The sequence below is a fragment of the Actinomadura scrupuli genome, assembly GCF_050971785.1.
In the GTDB taxonomy this organism is placed as follows: domain Bacteria; phylum Actinomycetota; class Actinomycetes; order Streptosporangiales; family Streptosporangiaceae; genus Actinomadura_E; species Actinomadura_E scrupuli.
The window spans coordinates 315141-337321 of record NZ_JBPCCU010000007.1 but is presented as its reverse complement, the minus strand read 5'-3'; the positions used below and the strand labels follow the sequence as shown (position 1 = coordinate 337321).

The following is a 22181-nucleotide window of genomic DNA, read 5'->3' as shown; positions in this document are numbered from 1 at the left end:
GCAAGCCTAAGACCTGTCCCGCGCGGCGGCGCCCGGACGGCGGCGGCGGTGGTGTGAACTCCTAGGTCGCGGCGTCGCGGGCCAGCAACTGGGCCAGGTGCACCGCCGGGCGCGCGGCCAGGTCGGCCAGCTGGGTGCGGCAGGAGAAACCGTCCGCGAGCACCGTGGCGTCCGGGGCCGCGGAGCGGACGGCGGGCAGCAGGGCCGTCTCGGCGACCGCGACGGAGACCTCGTAGTGACCGCGTTTGACGCCGAAGTCGCCCGCCAGCCCGCAGCACCCGCCGACGCGGGTGACGTCCGCGCCCGCCTCGCGCAGCAGCCGCTCGTCGGCGTCCCAGCCCAGCACGGCGGCGTGGTGGCAGTGCGGCTGCGCGACGACCGTGGTCCCCTGCAGCCGGGGCGGCCGCCAGTGCGGCACGGTGGCCAGCAGCTCGGCGAGGGTGTGGGTCGCCCGTGCCACGGCGTTCGCGCCGGGCGAGCCGAGGAGCTCCACCGCGTCCGAGCGCAGCGTCGCGGTGCAGGAGGGCTCCAGGCCGACGATCGGTATCCCGGCGTCGGCGGCCGGCTGCAGCTCGGACACGGTGCGGCGCAGGATGCGCCGGGCGGCGTCGAGCTGGCCGGTGGAGATCCAGGTGAGCGCGCAGCAGGCGGTACGGCGGGGGATCGACACGGTGAAACCCGCCGCTTCCAGGACCCGCACGGCGGCGATGCCGATCTCCGGGGCGAAGTGGTCGGTGAAGGTGTCGGGCCAGAGCAGGACGGGCCGGCCGCCCGCTGCCGGGGCGGGCGTACGGGCGGCGAACCAGGACCGGAACGTGACCGGGGCGAAGACCGGCAGGGCGCGGCGCCGGTCGACGCCGGCCGCCCAGCGGACGCCGCGGGCCAGCGCGGGCACGGTCAGGGTGGCGTTGGCCAGGCGCGGCGCGAGCGAGGCCAGCCGAGCCCACCGGGGGAGCCGGCCGAGGGTGTAGTGCGAGCGGGGCCGCAGCCGCCGGCGGTAGGACTGGTGCAGGACCTCGGCCTTGTAGGCGGCCATGTCGACGCCGGTCGGGCACTCCGACGAGCACGCCTTGCAGGACAGGCACAGGTCGAGGGCCTCGTGCACCTCGGGGGCGCGCCAGCCGCCGGTGACCAGGGAGCCGTTCACCATCTCCTGCAGGATGCGAGCCCGGCCGCGGGTGGAGTGCTTCTCGTCCCTGGTGGCCAGGAACGACGGGCACATCGTGCCGCCGGTCGCGGTCGAGTCCGCGCGGCACTTGCCGACCCCGGTGCACCGGTGCACGGCGGCGCTGAAGTCGCCTCCGTCGTGGCGGTAGGCGAGCGCGAGCGAGGTGCGCATCGGCTGGGCGGGGCCGGGCCGGACATCGGCGTCCAGCGGCCGGGGCCGCGCCAGCACGCCCGGATTGAGCAGGTCGTCCGGGTCGAAGTATCCCTTGACCTGGGAGAACAGGTCGATCGCGGCGGGGGAGTACATCAGCGGCAGCAACTCCCCGCGGGCCCGCCCGTCGCCGTGCTCACCCGACAGCGATCCGCCGTAGCGGGCGACGAGCCCGGCGGCGTCGGTGAGGAAGGCGCGCATGGCCGCCCGGCCGTCCGGCCTGCGCAGCGGGAAGTTCAGGCGCAGGTGGAGGCAGCCGTCGCCGAAGTGCCCGTAGGGGATGCCGGTGAGGTCGTGGTCGTCGAGGAGCGCGTCCAGCTCCCGCAGGTAGGCGCCGAGCGACTCGGGCGGGACCGCGGAGTCCTCCCAGCCCGGGTAGGCCGGATCACCGGCGGGGGTGCGGCCCGCGAGCCCGGCGCCGTCCTCGCGGATGCGCCACAGCGCGGCGGCGTGCGCCGGGTCGGTGACCACCAGCGCGTCCACCGCTCCGGCCACGGCGACGACCCGTCGCGCCACCTCGGCGGCCTCGGCCTCGGAGTCGCCGGTGACCTCCACGAAGAGCCAGCCGCCGCCGCGCGGCAGCAGCGGGACGGGCACCAGCGCGCCGGCGGCCGCCACGATGCGCGAGTCCATGCCCTCGCACGCCGTCGGCCGGTACGGGAGGACGGCGGGCACGGCGTCGGCGGCGGACGCCATGTCCGGGTAGCCGAGCACGGTGAGCACCCGGTGGCCGGGCTCCTCGACGAGCCGTACGGTGGCGGCGGTGAGGACGCCGAGCGTGCCCTCGCTGCCGACGAAGAGGCCGCGGAGGTCGAAGCGCCTCTCCGGCAGCAGGTGCTCCAGCGCGTATCCGGAGACCTGCCGCCCGAACCGCCCGAACTCGGTACGGATCGTGGCGAGCCCCGCTCCGACGATCTTCCGCAGGTCCTCATGGCCGGTCCCATGGCTGCCGGGCTCGGGCCCCTCCAGCCGCAGCGGCTCCCCGGCCGCGGTGAGCGCCCGCAGAGCCAGCACGTTGTCGGAGGTACGGCCGTAGGCCAGGGCACGGGAGCCGCACGCGTTGTTGCCGATCATCCCGCCGATCGTGCACCGGGTGTGCGTGGACGGGTCGGGGCCGAACCGCAGGCCGTGCGGGGCGGCGGCCCGCTGGAGCCGCGCGTGCACGACCCCGGGCTCGACGGTGGCCAGCCGGGCCCCGGGGTCCAGCTCGAGGATGGTGTCGAGGTGCCGGCTGAAGTCGAGGACCAGGCCGGTGCCCACCGCGTTGCCGGCGATGGAGGTGCCGGCGCCCCGGCAGGTGACCGGGACCCCCAGGGTCCGGCAGACCTCGAGTGCCGCCGCCACCTCGTCGGTGTGCCGGGGCCGCGCCACGGCGGCGGGCACCACGCGGTACAGCGAGGCGTCGGAGGAGTAGGCGGCGCGATCGACGGTGGCGTCGCTGACGTCCCGTACGCCTGCCTTGAGGAGAGCTGCCAGCAGTTCAGACACGTGGTCGCCGGATCCTTGTCGACACGGATGGCCGGCCCACCCCGTCCTCACCGTGATCATGCGATCGATCGACGATTGATCGCATGATCACGGTGGGGTGGGCGGGGTGGCCGGGGTGGTCGGGTGGGAGGGCCCGGGGGAGTGGGAGTGGGGGTGCGGGTGGGCATGGGCGGCGGGTACGGGGTCGCCGGCGCGGAGCGGGGCCGCCTCGTACCTCCCCTCGTGGGCCAGGACGGGGCGCCGGTCCCCGGCGAGCTCGGGGTGGCGCTCCTCCAGCGCGTTGCGGCGGTCGACGGTGCGCCGCAGCTCCCGTACGTACCCGGGGTCGGCGCCGTAGGTGCCGCGCCAGGTCTGCGGCATCGCCTCGGCCGGCGGCGGCAGGGCCGCGGCGCCGCCGATGCCGAACCGGGACGGCAGCTTGACCGTCGGGGCCCCGCAGCCGGGGCAGTCGGGCAGCGGTGCGGTGAAGGACTGGATCACCTCGAACACGTGCCCGCCGCCGCATTTCAGGTCGTAGATGGCCATCGGATCACCACAGTTCGATCGAGCGGACGAGGATACCGGCGGCGTCCTCCTCGGTGACGGGCCGGGGAGCGGTCGCCAGCAGCCGCTGCTGCTTCATGGTGCCCTCGACCAGGTCGTCGATGTCGCCGCTCCCATAGCCGACGGCGCCGATCCCGTTGGGGATGCCGATGTCGCGCATGAGGTCGATGAGCACCGACGGCAGGAACTCGGCCGCGTCGGCGGGACGGTCCCTGCCGGGGGCGAGGAGCTCGGCGGCGCGGAGGTGACGCTCGGGGGAGGCCTCGAAGGTGAACCGGAACGCCTCCGGGGCGGTCAGCGACACCGACATGCCGTGCGGGACCATCGGCTCGGCGTCGGGGTAGTCCTTGGGGCGGAAGTCGCGGACCCGCCCGGCGATGGGGTAGGCGTTGGCGTGCGGGATGTGCACGCCGGCGTTGCCGAAGCCCATCCCGGCGAAGGTGGCGGCGAGCGCCATCTCGCCGCGGGCCGCCGCGTCGTCGCCGTGCCGGACCGCGCGGCGGAACGACGTGGCCAGCAGCCGCATCGCCTTCTCCGACCACATGTCCGAGATCGGGTTGGCGCCGCAGTACGGCACGCGCTGCTCGGGGCGCTTGCGCTCGTTGCTGGCGTACCAGCGCGCGGTGTAGCTCTCCACCGCGTGGCACAGGATGTCCATGCCCGCGGCGGCGGTCACCCCGGCCGGCTGGGTCAGGGTCAGGTCCGGGTCGATCACGGCGAGGGTGGGCCGCAGCCGGGCATGGCTGATGCCGGTCTTGACCTTCAGCGACAGCACGTCCAGGACGCAGATCGTGGTGCTCTCGGCCCCGGTGCCCGTCGTCGTCGGCACGGCGATCAGCGGCCGCAGCGGGTTGACCGGGGCGGTGCCCCTGCCGACCGGCACGTTGACGTAGTCCATCAGCTCACCGGGATTGGTCAGCAGCAGGTTGATCGCCTTAGCGGTGTCGATGCTGGAGCCCCCGCCGACGGCGACGAAGGCGTCCCAGGGGCCCGTGCCGCGGGCGTACGCGATCGCGGCGTCGAGGCTCTCGTCGGTGGGCTCGACGTGGACGCCGTCGAAGATCCCGGCGTCGATGCCGAAGCGGCCGATCTGCTCGGCGACGCGCTGCGGGGTGCCGGTGGCGGCCACCCCGGGGTCGGTGACGATCAGGACGCGCCGGACGCCGTACTGGGCGAGGTCGAAACCGATCTCGTCGGAGGCGCCGTTGCCGAACTTCAGCTGGGGAGCGCCGTAGGTGAAGACGGCCTCGGGATCGGCGGGCAGGGTGGTGGTCATCGCTCCATCCTCAGACGTAGCAGCCGGTCGGGGCCAGGCGCATCGACCTGAGCTGGGCGGCGTCGTGCCCGAAGACCACGGTGGCGTCCGACTTCTCCGCCAGACCGCGGATCTTCTCCACCGAGGAGTACCAGGCCGACAGATCGTTGACGATGGCGGCGGGCGTGGACGGCGGCCCGTACGAGTCGCCCATGTAGACGGCGTCCGAGGTGAAGATCATTGAGCCGGTCTCCGGCAGGTCCACCTTCATCGACATCGTGCCGGGCGTGTGGCCGGGCGCCTCGATCAGCGTGACGCCGGGCAGCAGCTCGGTGTCGCCCGAGACGGTCTCGAAGTCCAGCCCCTCGTAGTCGGCCTTGAGGTGGGCGCCGTTGAAGGCCCCCTCGTATCCGAAGGCGAACTCCTTCTCCTTGTCGTTGCACACCAGCTTCGCGCCGGTCCCGGCGAACATGCCCACGTTGCCGGCGTGGTCGAAGTGCAGATGGGACAGCACGACGTAGTCGATCTGCTCGGGGGACAGGCCGAGCTGGCCGATCCGGGCGTCGAGGTACTGCTCGTCGCTGACCTGGTCGTAGGGGAAGAACTCCTGCAGGCCGGTGGGCACCCAGCGCGTCTCCCAGTCCCGCGGGCAGCTGGTGTCCCACAGCAGCATGCCGTCGTCGGTCTCCACCAGCACGGCGTGCGTCGTGCACGGGTACCACTCGACCGGCTTGTCCCGCTCCGACCGTGGCCGGATGCTGCGCCCCGGCTTCAGCAGCAGCCAGGTCAGGTCGCAGCTCATCGCGCCGCAGTCGAGTACGTGAAGTTTGCGTGCCGTTCCCATGATCTCGCCCTTCGAGCTGGAAATCGGATCAAGGATGTGAACACGCTCGCATGTAGCATGTTACATGTCAATAGTCCGGATTCGGTACCCTGTCGCCATGGCCGACGCCGAGAGAACCCTGTCGATGACGCCGCTCGCCGTTCCGGCCGCGTCGCTGGCCGACCAGGTCGCGGCCTCGATCCGGGCGGCCGTACGAGCCGGCACGCTCCAGCCCGGCAGGCTCTACTCGGCGTACCAGATGGCCGACAACCTCGGGGTCTCCCGCAGCCCGGTGCGCGAGGCGCTCATGCGCCTGGCGGAGGCCGGGATGGTGGAGTTCGAGCGCAACCGCGGATTCCGCATCGTGATCCCGCAGCCCCGGGACATCGCCGAGGTCTTCCACCTGCGCCTTCTGCTGGAGGTCCCGGCGGCGCGCCGGGTCGCCTCCGGAGCCGCCCCCGAGCTGATCGACGCACTGCGCGCCGAGCTCCGGGAGATGAGCCGGGCGGCGGGCGAACACGACGAGGCACTGTTCATGCGGCACGACCGGCGGCTGCACGACCTCATACTCGGCGCGGCGGGCAACGCCCGGCTGCTGCGGCTGATCGACGGCCTGCGCGACACCACCCGCTACCTGGGCGCCTCGACGGTCGACCGGTCCCGGACGCTGCACGACATCTACGCCGAGCACGTCCCGATCGTCGACGCGATCGCGGCCGCCGACGCCGCGGCGGCGGGGCGGGCGATGTCGGCGCACGTCACGCACACCGGCAGGCTGCTGGTGGCGCAGGCGGCCACGGAATCCGCCGACGGCACCGACCCCGACGCGCTCTGGGCGGAGCTCATCGACTGACGCGGGCCGAGCCCCGTCAGGCGTCTCCGTCTCGCGTCCCCGGTACGGGCACATCGCGCCGTGCCCGTCCGTTGTCCGGCTGAAGGCCCCCGAGCTAAGGCCCCGAGCTGAGGAGAACGACACAGATGGCGCTATGGGACAGGCTCAAGGAATCGGCTGCCACGATGCAGTCCCAGCTGGAGGCGAAGAAGAACGACCTGAAGAGCGGCGCGTTCCGCGACGCCAGCATGGCGATGTGCGCGCTGGTGACCGCGGCCGACGGCACGGTCGACCCGGCCGAACGACGGCGGGTCGCCTCGCTGATCAGCACCAACACGGTGCTGCAGAACTTCCCCGCGGACGATCTGCAGCGGCGTTTCGACGGCTATCTGAGCAAGCTGACCGCCGACTTCGACTTCGGCAAGGTCAGCATCCTGCAGGAGATCGCCAAGGCCAAGAAGAAGCCGGCCGAGGGCCGTGCCGTCATCCAGATAGGCATCGTCATCGGCGGCGCCGACGGCGACTTCGACAAGACCGAGCAGCAGGTGGTCCGCGAGGCGTGCTACGCGCTGGCGCTGCCGCCGCACGAGTTCGACCTGTAGCGGCGCGCGTCCGACCCGCCCCGGCCGGACTGGGCCGGGGCGGGCGCCGCCGGTGCCGCGCGCCCGGTCCGGGCCGTCAGGAGCCGGTCCTGGGGCGGCGCAGCGCGGTGAACGCCCAGCTCATGTCGGGCTCCAGGGCCCAGTGCATGGCCCGTCGCACGGGCGGCGTGCACAGCAGGGTCGCCAGGACGGCGCCGGCCGCCGCGACGGCCAGCACACCGGGCACGGTGTGCAGGGCGCGGGCGTCGTACCAGCCGAGGTAGGCGGCCAGCTTGGTGACGAAGCCGTGCAGCAGGTAGGCGTACAGCGTCGCGCCACCGAGCGAGGTGAACCAGGTGCGGCGTCTCGGCACCACCGCGAGGAACGCCGCCACGAGCACCGAGGCGGCCACGAGCAGGCCGAGCCGCATGGCCGTGCCGGTGACGTTGCTCGCGCCGAGGGTGGGGTTGCCGTTGCTCCAGTACACCCATTCGGCGCTCATGTGCCGGTCCGCGACCAGGTAGGTGAAGGCGAGCCCGGCGGCGAGCACCACGGCGCCCGCCACGCGGGCTGAGCGGCGTTTGAGGATCTCGAAGTGCTCCGCCTTGAGGAACAGGCCGAGGACGTAGAACGGCACGAGGCCGAAGACCCGGTTCATCTCCAGCTCGCCCGGAAGCTGGTCCATCCCCGACAGCAGGCAGATGACGACGGCGACCGCGACGGGCCAGCGGATCTGCTGCCACACCGGGGTGGACAGCCGCCAGGCGAACAGCGCCATGAGGAACCACGTCAGGTAGTAGGGGTCCAGCAGGCTGATCTGGAACGCCGAGTGCCCGACCGCCCAGGCGTAGGTGGAGTAGGCGGTCTCGAAGACGACGTAGGGCACGCCCAGGTTGGTGATGAGCTTGCGGGCCTTCCCGCCGGAGAAGGTGAAGTTACGGGAGAAGTAGCCGGTGATGACGATGAAGACCGGCATGTGGAACGTGTAGACGAACAGGTAGGCCGCGTGCGCGAAACGGACGTCGCGCAGCTCGACGATCGAGTGGCCGGCCACCACGAGCAGGATCGCCAGGAACTTGGCGTTGTCGAAGAAGGGGTCCCGCCGCCGGGGAGCCGGGCCGGGCACGGCAGGGGCGGGCTCCGGCTCCGCGCCGGGGGGCCGCTGACCGGCCCGTTCGTACAGGGGGGAGTCGAGCGCCGCGTGTCGGGGGGTATGGCTCATCAGATCCGTCAGGGTCGGGGTTCGCCGGTCCGTGGGGCCGGGACCGGACTCGCGTCGCCGACCCTATCCCGCACCGCGGTGGACCGCCCGCGGCGAGACCCCCGGGCCCCCGCCGTCCCCGGGTTCCGCCCGGCTTGAGATGTCATCGAACGTTGGGCGGGTGTTGATCCGATTTCCAGGGGCATTGGGTTGACTGTCCCAGCATGCTGTCCCTCGACCCCCGGGTGCCCCACGTGACCACCACCGCAGCTCCTGTCCCTGCCGAGACCCGCGCGAGGCCGGAGCGCGCGGCCGGACGTGATCCCTACTTCGACAACGCCAAGTTCCTGGCGGTGGTCCTGGTGGTGATCGGGCACGCCTGGGAGCCGTTGCGCGGCGCCGGGATCGGGGGGCGGACGCTGGCTGCGGCCCAGTTGCTGATCTACACCTTCCATCTCCCGGTCTTCATCGTGATGTGCGGGTACTTCTCGCGTGGCTTCGGCCGGGCGCGCGGACGCACCCGCAAGCTGGCCGCCGGGATCGTGGTGCCGTACGTCGTCTTCAGCATCGCCTACCCGCTGTACGCGGGGCTGCTGGCCGGCCGGCACGTGGGCTGGGATCCGCTGGAGCCGTACTACCTGACCTGGTTCCTGCCCGCGCTGCTGGCCTGGCGGCTGTCGGTGCCGCTGTGGCGGCAGCTGCGCCACCCGATGGCGGTCGCCCTGGTGATCTCGCTGATCGCCGGGTTCTGCACGCTGCCGAGCATGCTGAACGCCGCCCAGGTGCTGTCGTTCCTGCCGTTCTTCGTGGCCGGGCTCCTCGCCGGCCCGGAGCACTTCGCGCTGCTGCGGCGGCGCGGCGCGCGCATCGCGGGGGCGCTCGTGCTGCTGGCCGGCGCGGCGGCGGCCTACGCGTTCACCTCCGGCGTCGACCCGGAGTGGATCCACTGGCGGCGCAGCTTCGCCCAGCTCGGGGTGGGCGCGCCGGCCGGGGTCGGCCTCCGCCTCCTGGCGCTGGCCGCCGCCGCCGTGCTGACGGCCGCGTTCCTGGCCGTGGTGCCCGCCCGGCGCACGCGGTTCACCAGGCTCGGCTCCGCCACGATGTACGCCTACCTGCTGCACGGGTTCGTCACGCTCTACCTGTCCTACCAGGACTGGTACTACCGGATCTCCGGCTGGCAGGTGCTGGAGGTGACGCTCGGCTGCGTGGCCCTCACCGTCGCGCTGACCACCGCCCCCGTCCGCTCGGTGTTCCGGTGGGTGGTCGAGCCGCGGCTGGACTGGATGTTCCACGAGTCCGGCCGGAACGAGTCCGGCCGGAACGAGTCCGGCCGGAACGAATCCGGGCGGGTCGAATCCGGGCGGGTCGAGACCGGGCGGGACGTGTCCGGCCGGGACGGGGGCGAGAGAGGCGGGGCCGTCGCGGCCGGATCCGGCCGCGACGGCCGGACGGTGCCCGTGCGGAGCGGTGGCTGAACCGCCCCCGACCTGCCCGGATGCCCGGAGTCTCCGCCGGTGAGCTCCTGGACACATCGATGTAACACGCAACGAGAGACGTCGAAACACGGAATTCTTAGTGTCCACAGCATGGATGGGGCACCATATCGGCAGCGGCTTGGTCGACAATCGACAGCGATGGCGGCTGCCGACGGACCGTCGCCGGCCACCACGGTGACGGCCCCCCGCCCAGGTCTTCAGGTCATCGAGCCGGGCTCGGAGGGTGGCGCCTCTGCTCTCCGCGCCCGCTGCCGCGATCTTGCGCCCGCAACCGACCCCCGGGCGCAAGATCGCGGCGGCAGCCGCGGAATCTCCGGAACCGCCGGTTTCCCACCGGCGGCACCACGCCGGCGACTACCGTGATCACAGAGGCCGCGAAGGCGCGCTGCTCCTAGACGCTGGGGGACGAGAACACCGATGAGCACGCAGCCCGAGGACCTCGTCCGCGGCACCGTCGGCACGCTGGGGTTCGCCGGGCTCGCCCGGCACTACCGCGACGGCACCCTCACCCCCGCCGAGGTGATCGGCGAAATCCTCGACCGCATCGCGGCCCGCGGCGACGACCATGTCTGGATCTCGCTGCGCTCCGCCACCGACCTGCGGGCCGAGGCGGAGGCGCTGGAACGCCGCTGGCCCGACCCGGACGACCGGCCGCCGCTCTACGGCATCCCGTTCGCGGTGAAGGACAACATCGACGTCGCCGGGATGCCCACCACGGCCGCCTGCCCGGCCTACGCCTACACCCCCGCGCGCAGTGCGCCGCTGGTGGGCCGGCTGGAGGCGGCGGGCGCGCTGCTGGTCGGCAAGAACAACCTCGACCAGTTCGCCACCGGGCTGTCGGGCACGCGCAGCCCGTACGGCACGTGCGAGTCACCGCTGGTGCCCGGCCTGATCTCCGGCGGTTCGAGCTCGGGGTCGGCGGTCGCGGTCGGCGCCGGGCTGGTCGCCTTCGCCATCGGCACCGACACGGCCGGCTCCGGCCGGGTCCCCGCCGCGATGACCGGCACCGTCGGGATCAAACCCAGCCGTGGCCTGGTCAGCACGCTCGGCCTGGTGCCCGCCTGCGCCTCCCTCGACTGCCCGAGCGTCTTCGCCCTCTCGGTCCCCGACGCGGCGGCCGTGCTCTCGGTGATCGCCGGGCACGAGCCGGCCGACCCGTGGTCGCGCGCCCTCCCGGTGCCCGCCGCGACCCCGCCGCGGGTGGGGCACCTGCGCCTGGGGATCCCGCGCCGCCCCGAGTTCTTCGGCGACGCCGCGGCCGCCGTCGCCTTCGCCCAGGCCGTGAAGGAGCTCGCCGGCCTCGGTCACCGGCTGGTGCCGGTCGAGCTCGACCCCTTCCTGGAGGCGGGACGCCTGCTCTATGGCGGGCCGTGGCTGGCCGAGCGGCTGACCACCGTGGGCGCCATGCTGCGGGACTCCCCCCAGGAGGTGCACCCGGTCACCCGGCGGGTGCTGTACGGCGGCGACTCCCTCAGCGCGGTCGAGGCCTTCACCGGGCTGCACCGGCTGCACGAACTCCGGGCGCGGACCGGCCGGACCTGGGCGGAGATCGACGTGCTGGTGGTGCCGACCGTGCCGACCACCTACACCGTCGCGGAGCTGGCCGAGGACCCGATCGGCCGCAACGCCGCCCTCGGCCGGTACACCACCTTCGCCAACCTGCTCGACCTCGCCGCCGTCGCGGTGCCCGGCGGCACCACCGCCATCGGGCGGCCGCACGGGATCAGCCTGCTCGCCCCGGCGGGGAGCGACGCGCTGCTCGCCGGGCTGGCCGCGTCCTTCCACGCCCGCACCGGGACCGCCGAGGACGACGCGCAGGCCCCGGCCCCGGCCGAGCCGCTGCTCGCGGTCGTCGGCGCGCACCGCAGCGGCCAGCCCCTCAACTCCCAGCTCACCGAGCTGGGCGCGGTCACCAGGGGGACCGCCGCGACCGCCCCCTCGTACCGCCTGTACGCCCTGCCCGGGGGTGACCTGCCCCGGCCCGGCCTGGTCCGCGCCGCCGACGACGGCACGTCGGTCGAAGTCGAGCTGTACGCGCTGAGCCCGTCGGCCCTGGGCACCCTGCTGACCAGGATCCCCGCGCCGCTGACCCTGGGCAGAATCGAGCTGGCCGACGGCCGGGAGGTGCACGGCTTCCTGTGCGAGTCGTACGCCGTCGGCGGCGCCACCGACATCAGCCGGCACGGCAGCTGGCCCGGCTACCTCGGCTCCCGCGACGAGACCGGCCTCACCCAGCTGTCCTGACCGCCGGACCGGGCGGTGCGCCGGGCGGCTACGGAGCGGTGACGAGGTATTCGGCCTGGCCGCTCGCGCGGGCGCGCAGCGCGGCCGGCAGCCGGCGGGAGACCAGCGGCTCCAGCCGGGCGGTGGCCTCGTCCGGCGGCAGGAAGGCGTGGCCGTCCAGCTCCTCCGTCTGGAGCCGGATCGGGACGTCGTCGGGCACGGTGCCGCAGTCGAACAGCAGGTACAGCATCGGGCGGAGCCGGACGCCCAGCGGCGGGGTCCATCCGACGACGAGCAGCCGCCCGGGCGTCACCGAGAGCCCGACCTCCTCGAACACCTCACGGGCACACGCCTCGTCCGGTGGCTCGCCCTCGTCCACCATCCCGCCGGGAAATCCCCAGTCGTCCCGGTAGCCCGGCTTGACCAGCAGCACGTTCCCGGACGAACCGGTGATCAGCCCGCCCGCCGCGACGAGGACGCCGGGCAGGGACGCGTACCACTCCGCCGGAGGCAGCCACACTTGTTCGGCCATGGGTCACGAGCGTAACGACCAGGTGGCCCGGGTGCTCCACTCCGGGCCCGGTCAGGGGGCCGGGGCGGCCGGGCGGACCCGGCGGAGGGGCCGCCGCTGCCGCTTGCCGGTGGTGGCGGGGCCGGTGGAGGTGAGCGCCACCGGGATCCCGAGCATCGTCTCGATGGCCGCCGGCAGGTCGGCATGCCGGCCGTCGTCCGCGGGTTCGTACACCGGCCGGGCGGTGAGCAGGCGCTCGGTCATCCGGCGCCGGCGGCCGAGGTCGCCCGGCGGCCTCGGGGTGAGCCGGCCGACCGTCCTGCCCCCGATCTCGTAGGCCCGGCAGACCCGCAGATCCGGGCGGGCCCGGGCGACGTCCAGATGGGTCAGCGCCAGGGCGTCGACGCGGCCGCAGACCTCCACCGCGTAGCGCAGCGCCACGGCGTCGAGGTGGCCGACGCGGAAGACGCCCTGCCAGGCGCCGGTGCCGTTGTGCGCGTCGGGCAGCTCCGCGGTGAGCGCCGGGTCCTCGGTCGGGAAGGGGCCCGGGCCGTGCCGGGTCTGGTACGTACGGATCACGCCGAGCCGGAGGGCGGTCCGGCCGGCCTCGGCGAGCAGGGTCTCGGCGTTGGCGAACGTCGTCGTCGACCAGGTGGTGTAGGGATGGAAGCCGTGCCACTCGTCGAGCAGCACCCCCTGGGCGCCCTCGAAGACGACGTTGCCGTTCCGCAGCAGCCCGTGTAGATAGGTGCCGTCGACGATGCGCACCCGCTCGCCGAACGCCAGGAAGGCGTCCACGCACTCGTCCACGCCGGGAAGCTCCGCGCGGGCCTCGGGGAACGCCCGGCGGATCCGGCCGCGCAGCCGGGCCAGCACCCCGCGCAGCCGGGCCGGGGAGCGGCAATCCCCGGCCCGGGGCGCCTGCCCGGGATGGGCGAGGCCGTACGCCGCCGTCTCCCCGATGCCCATGCCGCAGGAGCCGTGCCGCCGGTCTCCCCGGCGGAGTTCGCGGGCCCGGTTGGCGGCCCGGTGGTACGGCGTCGTCAGCAGCGCGTCGCCGTCCACGGTGAGCCGGTCCAGCGCGCCGGGAACGCCGAGGGAGTCCAGGTGCCGGGCCTCGGCGGCCAGCGCCAGCGGATCGACCAGCATGAACCGGGACAGATGGGTCCGCACGCCCGGGGTGAACGTGCCGGAGCCGAACTGCGCGAAGGTGTGATGCCGGCCGTCCGCCGTCACCACGTTGTGCGCCGCCTGCGCCCCGCCGTTGAACCGGACGACGGCGTCGACCGGCTCTGGCCCCCGTGCGCAGAGCCAGTCCACGATCGTGCCCTTGCCCGCGTCCCCGAACCCCAGATCGGCGACGATCACGTGTCCCATCTCGCACCTCCCGCCGTCTCGTCCCCGGCCCCTCTCACCCCGCGATCTCGTCCCGCGATCCCTCCCGTCGTGATCATGCAATCCTTCGACGATCGATTGCGTGATCACGGCGGGAGGCCGGGAGCGGCGGTTCAGAGGCGGGTGACCTGGTCGGCGGTGTGCGCGTCGAGGCCGGTGGGGGAGGGGGAGACCGCGACGGCCGCCGGCGTCTCCACCCGGGCCAGCGCGCGGGAGACCGACGCGCCGGCGTCGGAGCCGAACTCGCGCAGATGGTCGAGCCCCTCCGCGAGGTCGATGGCCTCCTCGGCCAGGCCGACGGTCAGCGCGATGGTCTCGCAGACCGCGCCCGGGTCGTCGAGCTGCAGGACGTGCTGGCCGAGCAGCCGCCGCCAGAACCGCAGCAGCCGCTCGTCGGCGGCGTAGTGGGCGCCCGCCGGGATGATGAAGTACAGCTCCCAGGACCGGCTGAGCTCGGCCACCATGGCCTCGATGGGGATGTCCTCGGTGAGCTCGTCGCCGATGATCCGGCGGACCTCGCGGGCCTTGACCCGGGGGTAGGCCAGCTCGTCGCCGATCATGAACAGGTAGCCGCGCTCACCGCGCTTGTCCAGCCGGTCCAGCGAGGTGTGCCGGGCCATGAAGTACATCGCGAGCTCGTACGACTCGGTCATCTGACCTCCGCCGCCGCCTTCCAGCAGGATCTTGCCGAGGTCGTCGTCCATGCGGTTGTCGGACTCGAACTGGCCGATCTGCAGCGGGGCGCGATCGCAGGTGGCGTCGCCGACCGCGCCGAACAGGATCTGCGGGTGCTCGGCGTAGCCCTTGCGCAGCATCAGGCCGAGCAGCTCGGGCAGCTTGGCCTGCAGGGTGCGCGGCACCCCGCCCATCGAGCCGGTGACGTCGAACAGCACCGCGACGGGCACCGACTCCGGGTGCTCGGCGGAGTCGCGGCTCTCCCGGGCGGCGACGCCGAACGGGTTCAGGTCGGGGTGGACGTGGGTGGCGCCGCCGTCGCTGTGCGCGAAGGGGCTGGCGCCGGTGGCCGCGCGGTAGCTCGCCGCGGCGTCGTAGACGTCGGTGGACCAGGTTCCGCTTCCCATGGGGGTTCCTCTCAGAGCGGGTCGGGCATCGTGAACGGGCGGAATCGGCGCGGGCCGTAGAGCCGCTCCAGGACGTCGTCGAACTCCTGGAGCAGCCGCCACGCGTCGTCGGGGCGCCGATCCTGGGCGGTGAGCAGGCAGCCCTCGGCGAAGAGCCGCAACGGCCTGGGCGCCAGGCCGCCCATCAGGTGGAGCAGGCAGCGGGCCGCCATGGCGAGATCGGTGGCGGCGCTGGCCGGCCGCCGGGCGGTGACCTCGGCCGGGTACCAGTCGGCGTAGCGGTCCACCAGTGCCGGCACCCGGCGGCTCGGGTCGGTGGCCGCGTAGCAGCCGGGCACGGAGTAGCACCAGTCGACGAGCATCAGCCCGTGCAGCTCCGGATGGACGAGCACGTGCTCCGGCAGCACCGCCCCGTGCAGCACCCCGGCCCCGTGGGCGAAGCCCAGCGCCACCAGCAGCCGCCGCCACATCCAGGCCGCGTCCCTCGGGTCGACGCCGCCAGGGTGGGCGGCGCGCACCTCGGCGAGCGAGAAGAAGCCGTCGGCGGCGGTGACGACGTTGGCCGTACGGCACCGGCCGGTGGCGGCGTCGCGGTGCCGGAACGACTCGATCAGCCGGGGCACGTACGGCAGGAAGCGGCCCTCACCGTCCTGCGGTAGCTGGCGCAGCGCCACCGCCTCGCGCTCCAGCAGATCGCTGCAGGCCGGGTCGCGGGGCAGTTTGAGCAGCGCGGTCCGCTCGTGGCCGGGCGCGCCGATGGTCACGCGGTAGAGATCGGCCAGGTCGCCGCGGGCCGCGCGGTCGCCCACGCCGTACGCGTGGTACCGCGTCCTGATGTTCAGGGTGGTGCCCTGGTCGTAGGCCTGCCAGAGCGCCGTCAGCTCGGCGAACGCGTGGGTCGTCCGGCCGCCGGAGGTGTCGGGGTGCAGCAGCCGGGCCAGCTCGCGGTAGACGCGGCGGCCCCGGTCCGGATCGGTGCCGAACAGGTCGGCGGGGGTACGGGCGCGGCGCAGCCGGGCCATCGCCTCCTCGGCGCGGGCATCGGACGTGGAACGGGTCATCTGATCTCCTCCTCCCGGCCTGGCCGGAGCAGGGCGGGATGCAGCAGCCGGGCGTCGCCGGCGTGGTAGAGCCGGGGCCGGGGACCGCCGCGGCGGCCGCCCCGGTCGGTGGTCGCGCCGGTGCTCTCCACGAAGCCGGGCACCGACAGGACCTTGCGGTGGAAGTTGCCGGCGTGCAGCTCCTCGCCCCAGACCGCCTCGTAGACCGCGCGCAGCTCGGGGATCGTGAACTCCGGCGCGCAGAACGCCGTGGCCAGCGGGGTGTACTCGAGCTTGGCCCGGGCCCGGTCGAGTCCGTCGGCGAGGATCCGCGCGTGGTCGAAGGCGAGCCTGCGGGTGGTGCCGGGGCGCTGCCCCGCCCCGGGTGCGTCGGGCAGGCCCAGCGCGTCCACCGGGACCCACTCCGCGGCGGCGGCGTCGCTGCCGGCCCGGGGGTCGGGCAGCTCGGGCCCGAAGGCCAGGTAGGCGACGGAGATGACGCGCATGCGGGGATCCCGGCCCGGCGCGCCGTAGGTCCCCAGCTGCTCCAGATGCACCCGGCCGAGGTCCTGCGGCGAATCCGTCTCGGCGCGCAGGCCGGTCTCCTCGGCCAGCTCCCGTGCGGCGGCGTGCGCCAGATCCTCCTCGGCGGAGACCTGGACGAAACCGCCGGGCAGCGCCCACATCCCCGCGTACGGAGGGCCGCCCCGGCGGATCAGTAGCACGTGCAGCACGCCGTCGCGGATCGTCAGCGCCACCACGTCGACGGTCACCGCGACCGGGTCGTAGGCCCGCGGGTCGTAACCGCTCAGGAACGCCCGCTCGTCGCCGGGGGGCTGCGGGGCGGCCGGGCCCTCCGCGTCACGGCGGTGGTCCGAGGTCATGGCGTCCTTCCGGTCCGGATACTGGGTCCGTTTGAGTTCTCAGTATGAGTCTAACTCAATCTGAGAACAACCTACGCCAGAGTGGTGCGAGCTGTCCAGCGGTTAACCGCCGCGGGGTCCTGCCGCGCGACTACGATCAGTCGGCGGGGGAAGGAGCCGTCCCATGGATCAGGCCTACGTTCAGGTCACCACGACCATCGACTCACGGCAGGAGGCGGCGACCCTGGCCCGATCGGCGGTCGAGGAGCGGCTGGCGGCCTGTGCGCAGCTCATCGGCCCCATCGCCAGCACCTACTGGTGGGAAGGCGAGATCGAGTCGGCCGAGGAGTGGATGGTGGTGTTCAAGACGACCCTCGACAGGTTCGAGGAGCTCGCCACGCTGATCGCCGAACAGCACTCCTACGACACCCCGGAGATCATCGCCACGCCGGTGGTGGCCGGCAGCGCCGACTACCTCGGCTGGGTGACCGAGCAGACCGAGTCCGGGGAGGACGAGGACCTGCTCTGAGGGCCGTGGACGGGCGGCCAGAACCGGACACATACCCCTATTAGGTTTCAGGCATGTGACAACGGCCACAAATCTTCGATAAGCTGCTGCTTACCGGGCGCGGTGCCTGTCGCCGCGCCGCGGAACGCCGGACGCCGTCCAGCGGAAAGTGGGGGATGGCCGTGGACGAGGATTATGGGCTGTTCGGCCCCGATTCGGTGACCTGGCGGGTCATGGGGGAGCCGGTGCTGATCGTGGGAGGGCTGCGCGCCCTTCTGCTGCAGGCGCTGCACCCGCAGTCCATGTGGGGCACGGCCCAGAACTCCGAGCTGATGGACCCGAACGCCGCGTGGTCACGGCTGGAGCGGACCGTCCAGTTCGTCCGCGTCCGTACCTATGGAACCCTCGACGAGGTCGAGCGGGTGGGCCGCCGGGTGCGCAAGCTGCACTCGAAGATGACCGGCCTCAACCTGCGCACCGGCGAGGTCTTCGCGATCGACGACCCGGAGAACCTGCTCTGGGTCCACCTGGGCGAGGTGGACTCCTACCTCGACGTGGCCCGGCGGGCGGGGGTGCCGCTCTCCGCCGAGGACGCGGACCGGTTCGTCGACGAGCAGCGGCTGGCGGCCGAGGTCGTCGGCCTGGACCCCGCGACGGTGCCGGCCTCGGTGGCCGAGATGAAGGACTACTACGACGAGATGCGCAAGAAGGTCTGGGCCTGCAAGGAGGCGCGGGACGGGCTCAAGCGGCTGTTCTACCCCGACGTGCCCCGGCAGATGCTGCCGCTGAAGCTGGCCGCGCCGGGGATCGCCACGCTGGCCGTGGCGACGCTGCCCCGCTGGGCCCGCCGGATGTACGGCCTGCCGGGCCTGCCGACCGCGGACTTCGCCGCCACCTTGACGCTGAAGGGCCTCTACCAGGGCACCCGCCTCATCCCGGCGCACTTCCGCTACTCTCCGGACGCCAGGCGCGCCCGCCGGCTGATCCGCGAGCACGAGACCGCCCAGCCCATCGCGCTGGCGTCCTGACCGGCCGCCCTCCGGCGCGCGGCAGGATCAGCCGCGGCGCATGAGGCGGCCGACCGCGGCCATCAGCTCCGTGGACATCTCCGCCGACCTGCCGTCCTGCGCGGCCGTCGTCACGCAGTGCCGGACATGGCCGTCCAGCAGGCCCAGCCCCACCTTGTCGAGCGCCGCCTGGACAGCGCTGATCTGCGTCAGCACGTCGATGCAGTAGCGGTCCTCCTCGACCATCTTCCCGATGCCCCGGATCTGCCCCTCGATCCGCCGGAGCCGGGTCTGCAGCTCGTCCTTGCTCGCGGTGTAGCCGCGTGTGGGCGTCTCGCTCGTCGTCATCTGCTCTCCCCGCCCCCGGCGCCCCGTCGTGACCCGGATCTCATGGTCGATACCGCCTCCAGGATAGCGAACCCCCGGGGGGTATGTTAGATTCCCTCACATAGATACCCATACCCCCTAGGGGTAGTGAACTCGGAGGGTGGAGGTGGACTCCATGTCCGTAACCCGCGACGGCGTCCCGGCGGGGGCGAGCGTCTACACGGTCGCCGGCATGACCTGCGGGCACTGCCGGGAGGCCGTGCTGGAAGAGATCGGCAACGTGCCGGGGGTGACCGCGGTCGAGGTGGACCTGGCGACCGGCAGGGTCGCGGTGAGCGGAGACGGCTTCACCGATGAGGCCATCGGCGCCGCAGTGGACGAGGCCGGCTACCGGGTGGTGACGGGATGAACGCCGCCGCGCGCCTGGCGCTGTTCGCGGCGGCGCTGTCCGGGGTGTTCGGCGCCGCCGTCCTGGTGGGCGGCGCCGCGGGCCCGGCCGGTGGCGTCGCCCCCGCGGGTGCCGCCGGGGCACGTGCCGGGCATCAGACGGCGGAACACGGGGCGGCCGGGCACACCGCGGCGGCACCGGCCGGCCCGCTTCCCGGACTGCAGATCGCGCAGGACGGCTACCGGCTGGTGATGGACCGCACCCGCTACCCCCAGGGGGTACAGACCCTGACGTTCCGGATCACCGGGCCGTCCGGCGCCGTCGTCCGTGAGTTCGCCGAGACCCACACCAAGCGCCTGCATCTGATCGTCGCGCGCCGCGACCTGGCGACCTTCGAGCACCTGCACCCCGGGCTCGCGCAGGACGGCACCTGGACCGGCCGGGCGGACCTGCGCCGGGCCGGTGCCTACCGGGTGTTCGCCGACTTCAGCACCGGCGGGAGGGCCCTGACGCTGGGCGCCGACCTCGACGTCGCGGGAGCCTACGACCCGGTGGACCTGCCCGCACCGGCGGCGACCGCCCGCACCCGGGACGGGCTGGAGGTGACCCTGCGGGACGGCGGCACCCCCCTGGCCGGCCGGGAGCAACGGCCGGTGTTCGAGGTCCGCGCGCAGGGACGCCCGGTGGACTCCGAGCTGGACCCCTATCTGGGAGCCAGGGGACATCTGGTCGCGTTGCGCGCCGGAGACCTGGCCTACCTGCACACACATCCCGGAGATGGTGACAGGCTTACCTTCATGACCGACTACCCGAGCCCGGGATCGTACCGGCTGTGGGTCCAGTTCTCCTACCGCGGACGGGTGCAGACGGCCGCGTTCACCCAGGAGGTGACCCGGTGAACCGGGTGGAACTGCCGATCACGGGCATGACCTGCGCGTCCTGCGCGGCCCGGATCGAGCGCAGGCTCAACAGGCTCGACGGGGTCGCGGCGACGGTCAACTACGCCACCGAGTCGGCCTCGGTGTCCTATGAGCCCGGCACCGTGACCCCGGAGGACCTGGTCGCCACCGTCGAGGCCACCGGCTACGGTGCCGCCCTGCCCGCCCCGGAACCGCCCGAGTCCGGACCGGCCGAGGCCGGGCAGGCGCCGTCCGGGCGACCGGTCCCCGATGAGCCGGATGCGGCGCGGGCACTGCGGATCCGGCTGATCGGAGCGGCGGTGCTGTCGCTGCCGATCCTGCTGCTGTCCATGATCCCGGCGCTGCAGTTCGACCAGTGGCAGTGGCTGTCGTTGCAGCTGGCCACCCCGGTGGTCTGGTGGGCCGGCTGGCCGTTCCACCGCGCCACCTGGCGGGGGCTGCGGCACGCGACCGCCACCATGGACACGCTCATCTCGGTGGGCACCCTGGCGGCGTGGGGCTGGTCGGTGGCCGCGCTGTTCTTCGGCGACGCGGGCATGACCGGCATGCGGATGGGCTTCGATCTCGTGCCGAGCAGATCGGCGGGGCTGGACCACGTCTACTTCGAGGTCGCCTCGGTCGTCATCACCTTCATCCTGGCCGGCCGGTACTTCGAGGCTCGGGCCAAGCGGAGCGCCGGGGCGGCGCTGAAGGCGCTGCTGGAGCTGGGGGCCAAGGAGGTCTCGCTGCTGGACGCCGCCGGTCAGGAGCGCAGGGTCCCGGCCGGCCGGCTGCGCCCCGGCGACCGGTTCGTGGTCCGGCCGGGGGAGAAGGTCGCCACCGACGGCGTGGTCGAGGAGGGCTCCTCGGCGGTCGACCAGTCCCTGCTGACCGGCGAGTCCGGGCCGGTGGAGAAACGTCCCGGCGACGAGGTCGCCGGGGCCACGGTCAACGCCGGCGGGCGGCTGGTCGTCCGGGCCACCAAGGTCGGCGCCGACACCGCGCTGGCCCAGATCGCCCGGCTGGTCACCGACGCCCAGACGGGGAAGGCGCCGGTGCAGCGGCTGGCCGACCGCATCGCCGCGGTGTTCGTGCCGGTGGTGATCGCGCTGGCGGTGGCGACCCTCGGTTTCTGGCTGGGATCGGGAGAGCCCGCGGCCTTCGCGCTCACCGCCGCCGTCGCCGTACTGATCATCGCCTGCCCGTGCGCGCTCGGCCTGGCCACCCCCACGGCGCTGCTGGTCGGCACCGGCCGGGGAGCCCAGCTCGGCCTGCTCATCAAGGGCCCCGAGATCCTGGAGTCCACCCGCAGGGTCGACACCATCGTGCTCGACAAGACCGGCACGGTGACGACGGGGCGCATGGAGCTGGTCGAGCTGGTGGTGGCCGACGGCGTGGACCGGGCGCAGGCGCTGCGGCTGGTCGGCGGGCTGGAGCACGCCTCCGAGCATCCCGTGGCCAGGGCCGTCGCCGCCGCGGCGCTCCGGGACGGGCCGCTGCCGGTACCCGAGGACTTCACCGGCCGTGAGGGGCTGGGCGTCGAGGGGGTCGTCGAGGGCCACGCGGTCGTCGCGGGCCGGCCCGCCCTGCTGGCCGAGTGGGCGATGAGCCTGCCCGGCCCGCTCGAGGAGGCCCGCGAGGCGGCACAGGCCGCCGGCCGTACCGCCGTCGTGGCGGGCTGGGACGGCGCGGCCCGGGCGGTGTTCGTGGTGGCCGACACCCCCAAGGACAGCTCCGCGGAGGCGATCCGCTCCCTCAAGTCGCTCGGGCTGCGGCCCATCCTGCTGACCGGGGACAACGAGGCGACGGCGCGCGCGGTGGCGGCCCAGGTCGGCATCGACCAGGTGATCGCGGAGGTGCTGCCGGCCGGGAAGGCCGCGGTGATCCGCCGGCTGCAGGACGAGGGCCGCACCGTGGCGATGGTCGGCGACGGCGTCAACGACGCGCCGGCGCTGGCGCAGGCCGACCTCGGGCTGGCCATCGGCACCGGGACGGACGTCGCGATCGAGGCCTCCGACCTGACACTGGTCTCCGGGGACCTGCGCGCGGCGGCGGACGCGATCCGGCTCTCCCGCCGCACGCTGGCGACCATCAAGCAGAACCTCGCGTGGGCGTTCGGGTACAACCTCGCCGCACTGCCGCTGGCCGCCGCGGGCCTGCTCAACCCGCTCATCGCGAGCGCCGCGATGGCCTTCTCCAGCGTGTCGGTGGTGGTCAACGCGCTGCGGTTGCGCCGCTTCCGGATCCAGCGCGAGGCCGCCGCCCACCCCGGCACCGCCGCCGCGGAGCCCGCGCCTCAGCACGCCGGCGTCTGAACCCCGCCCCGCACGCCGTGATCATG

General features: G+C 73.6%; 20 protein-coding genes. 9 read left to right on the top strand and 11 right to left on the bottom strand.

Translation table 11 applies throughout. The annotated features are described in order from the left end of the window. Positions 1–61: 61 nt before the first annotated feature. Genes ACRYCC_RS29920 through ACRYCC_RS29905 form a run of 4 tightly spaced genes read right to left on the bottom strand, consistent with a single transcriptional unit; the run spans position 62 to position 5508 of the window. On the bottom strand, positions 62–2926 hold the full coding sequence (locus ACRYCC_RS29920) for an FAD-binding and (Fe-S)-binding domain-containing protein (RefSeq protein ID WP_433817069.1): 2865 nt from the start codon (positions 2924–2926) through the stop codon (positions 62–64). A 27-nt stretch (positions 2927–2953) separates the two neighbouring features. Beyond that, positions 2954–3391, bottom strand: coding sequence for an FmdB family zinc ribbon protein (locus ACRYCC_RS29915; RefSeq protein ID WP_433817068.1), 438 nt, complete (start codon positions 3389–3391; stop codon positions 2954–2956). Between the two features lie 4 nt (positions 3392–3395). Then, positions 3396–4685, bottom strand: a complete 1290-nt coding sequence (locus tag ACRYCC_RS29910) for a hydroxyacid-oxoacid transhydrogenase (protein WP_433817067.1) — start codon at positions 4683–4685, stop codon at positions 3396–3398. Between the two features lie 10 nt (positions 4686–4695). Beyond that, positions 4696–5508, bottom strand: coding sequence for an N-acyl homoserine lactonase family protein (locus tag ACRYCC_RS29905; protein WP_433817066.1), 813 nt, complete (start codon positions 5506–5508; stop codon positions 4696–4698). Positions 5509–5605: 97 nt separating this feature from the next. Here ACRYCC_RS29905 and ACRYCC_RS29900 point away from each other — a divergent pair, with 97 nt between their 5' ends. Next, positions 5606–6340 (top strand): GntR family transcriptional regulator, encoded by a 735-nt coding sequence (locus ACRYCC_RS29900; RefSeq protein WP_433817065.1) that lies wholly within the window; start codon positions 5606–5608, stop codon positions 6338–6340. Positions 6341–6465: 125 nt separating this feature from the next. Next, positions 6466–6921, top strand: a complete 456-nt coding sequence (locus tag ACRYCC_RS29895) for a tellurite resistance TerB family protein (RefSeq protein WP_433817064.1) — start codon at positions 6466–6468, stop codon at positions 6919–6921. A 76-nt stretch (positions 6922–6997) separates the two neighbouring features. Here the strand turns inward: ACRYCC_RS29895 and ACRYCC_RS29890 are convergent, their stop codons facing one another. Continuing rightward, on the bottom strand, positions 6998–8122 hold the full coding sequence (locus tag ACRYCC_RS29890) for an acyltransferase family protein (protein WP_433817063.1): 1125 nt from the start codon (positions 8120–8122) through the stop codon (positions 6998–7000). 203 nt (positions 8123–8325) lie between these two features. Between ACRYCC_RS29890 and ACRYCC_RS29885 the strand changes: the two genes are divergently transcribed. Together ACRYCC_RS29885 and atzF are read left to right on the top strand one after the other, a co-directional pair. Further along, positions 8326–9576: an acyltransferase family protein gene (locus tag ACRYCC_RS29885; protein ID WP_433817062.1), complete on the top strand. Its 1251-nt coding sequence runs from the start codon at positions 8326–8328 to the stop codon at positions 9574–9576. Positions 9577–10014: 438 nt separating this feature from the next. Next, positions 10015–11841: an allophanate hydrolase gene (gene atzF, locus ACRYCC_RS29880; protein WP_433817061.1), complete on the top strand. Its 1827-nt coding sequence runs from the start codon at positions 10015–10017 to the stop codon at positions 11839–11841. A 28-nt stretch (positions 11842–11869) separates the two neighbouring features. On the opposite strand, the gene ACRYCC_RS29875 is transcribed toward atzF, so the two are convergent. The 5 genes from ACRYCC_RS29875 to ACRYCC_RS29855 all read right to left on the bottom strand — a co-directional run bounded on the left by ACRYCC_RS29875 (position 11870) and on the right by ACRYCC_RS29855 (position 16732). After that, positions 11870–12352 carry an NUDIX domain-containing protein gene (locus ACRYCC_RS29875; protein ID WP_433817060.1) on the bottom strand — a complete coding sequence of 161 codons (483 nt, stop codon included), beginning with the start codon at positions 12350–12352 and terminating at the stop codon, positions 11870–11872. Positions 12353–12403: 51 nt separating this feature from the next. Beyond that, positions 12404–13708, bottom strand: a complete 1305-nt coding sequence (locus ACRYCC_RS29870; protein WP_433817059.1) for an adenylosuccinate synthetase — start codon at positions 13706–13708, stop codon at positions 12404–12406. 131 nt (positions 13709–13839) lie between these two features. Further along, complete coding sequence (locus ACRYCC_RS29865; protein WP_433817058.1) at positions 13840–14808, bottom strand: hypothetical protein; 969 nt, start codon at positions 14806–14808, stop codon at positions 13840–13842. A gap of 11 nt (positions 14809–14819) precedes the next feature. Next, complete coding sequence (locus tag ACRYCC_RS29860; RefSeq protein WP_433817057.1) at positions 14820–15869, bottom strand: molecular chaperone DnaJ; 1050 nt, start codon at positions 15867–15869, stop codon at positions 14820–14822. Beyond that, on the bottom strand, positions 15866–16732 hold the full coding sequence (locus tag ACRYCC_RS29855; RefSeq protein ID WP_433817056.1) for an NUDIX hydrolase: 867 nt from the start codon (positions 16730–16732) through the stop codon (positions 15866–15868). The genes ACRYCC_RS29860 and ACRYCC_RS29855 overlap by 4 nt, the downstream gene beginning before the upstream one ends. Positions 16733–16895: 163 nt before the next feature. On the opposite strand from ACRYCC_RS29855, the gene cutA reads away from it, so the two are divergent. Further along, positions 16896–17240 carry a divalent-cation tolerance protein CutA gene (cutA, locus tag ACRYCC_RS29850; RefSeq protein ID WP_433817055.1) on the top strand — a complete coding sequence of 115 codons (345 nt, stop codon included), beginning with the start codon at positions 16896–16898 and terminating at the stop codon, positions 17238–17240. Positions 17241–17395: 155 nt separating this feature from the next. Continuing rightward, a complete protein-coding gene (locus tag ACRYCC_RS29845; RefSeq protein WP_433817054.1) occupies positions 17396–18247 on the top strand; it encodes an oxygenase MpaB family protein in 852 nt (283 codons plus the stop codon). A gap of 27 nt (positions 18248–18274) precedes the next feature. Here ACRYCC_RS29845 and ACRYCC_RS29840 read toward each other — a convergent pair whose 3' ends face one another. Next, positions 18275–18574, bottom strand: a complete 300-nt coding sequence (locus ACRYCC_RS29840) for a metal-sensitive transcriptional regulator (RefSeq protein WP_433817053.1) — start codon at positions 18572–18574, stop codon at positions 18275–18277. A 154-nt stretch (positions 18575–18728) separates the two neighbouring features. On the opposite strand from ACRYCC_RS29840, the gene ACRYCC_RS29835 reads away from it, so the two are divergent. Genes ACRYCC_RS29835 through ACRYCC_RS29825 form a run of 3 tightly spaced genes read left to right on the top strand, consistent with a single transcriptional unit; the run spans position 18729 to position 22155 of the window. After that, positions 18729–18962, top strand: coding sequence for a heavy-metal-associated domain-containing protein (locus ACRYCC_RS29835; RefSeq protein ID WP_433817052.1), 234 nt, complete (start codon positions 18729–18731; stop codon positions 18960–18962). Further along, a complete protein-coding gene (locus tag ACRYCC_RS29830; protein ID WP_433817051.1) occupies positions 18959–19840 on the top strand; it encodes a DUF8832 domain-containing protein in 882 nt (293 codons plus the stop codon). Before ACRYCC_RS29835 ends, ACRYCC_RS29830 begins: the two co-directional genes overlap by 4 nt. A gap of 26 nt (positions 19841–19866) precedes the next feature. Continuing rightward, a complete protein-coding gene (locus tag ACRYCC_RS29825; RefSeq protein WP_433817216.1) occupies positions 19867–22155 on the top strand; it encodes a heavy metal translocating P-type ATPase in 2289 nt (762 codons plus the stop codon). The last annotated feature ends 26 nt before the right edge of the window (positions 22156–22181 follow it).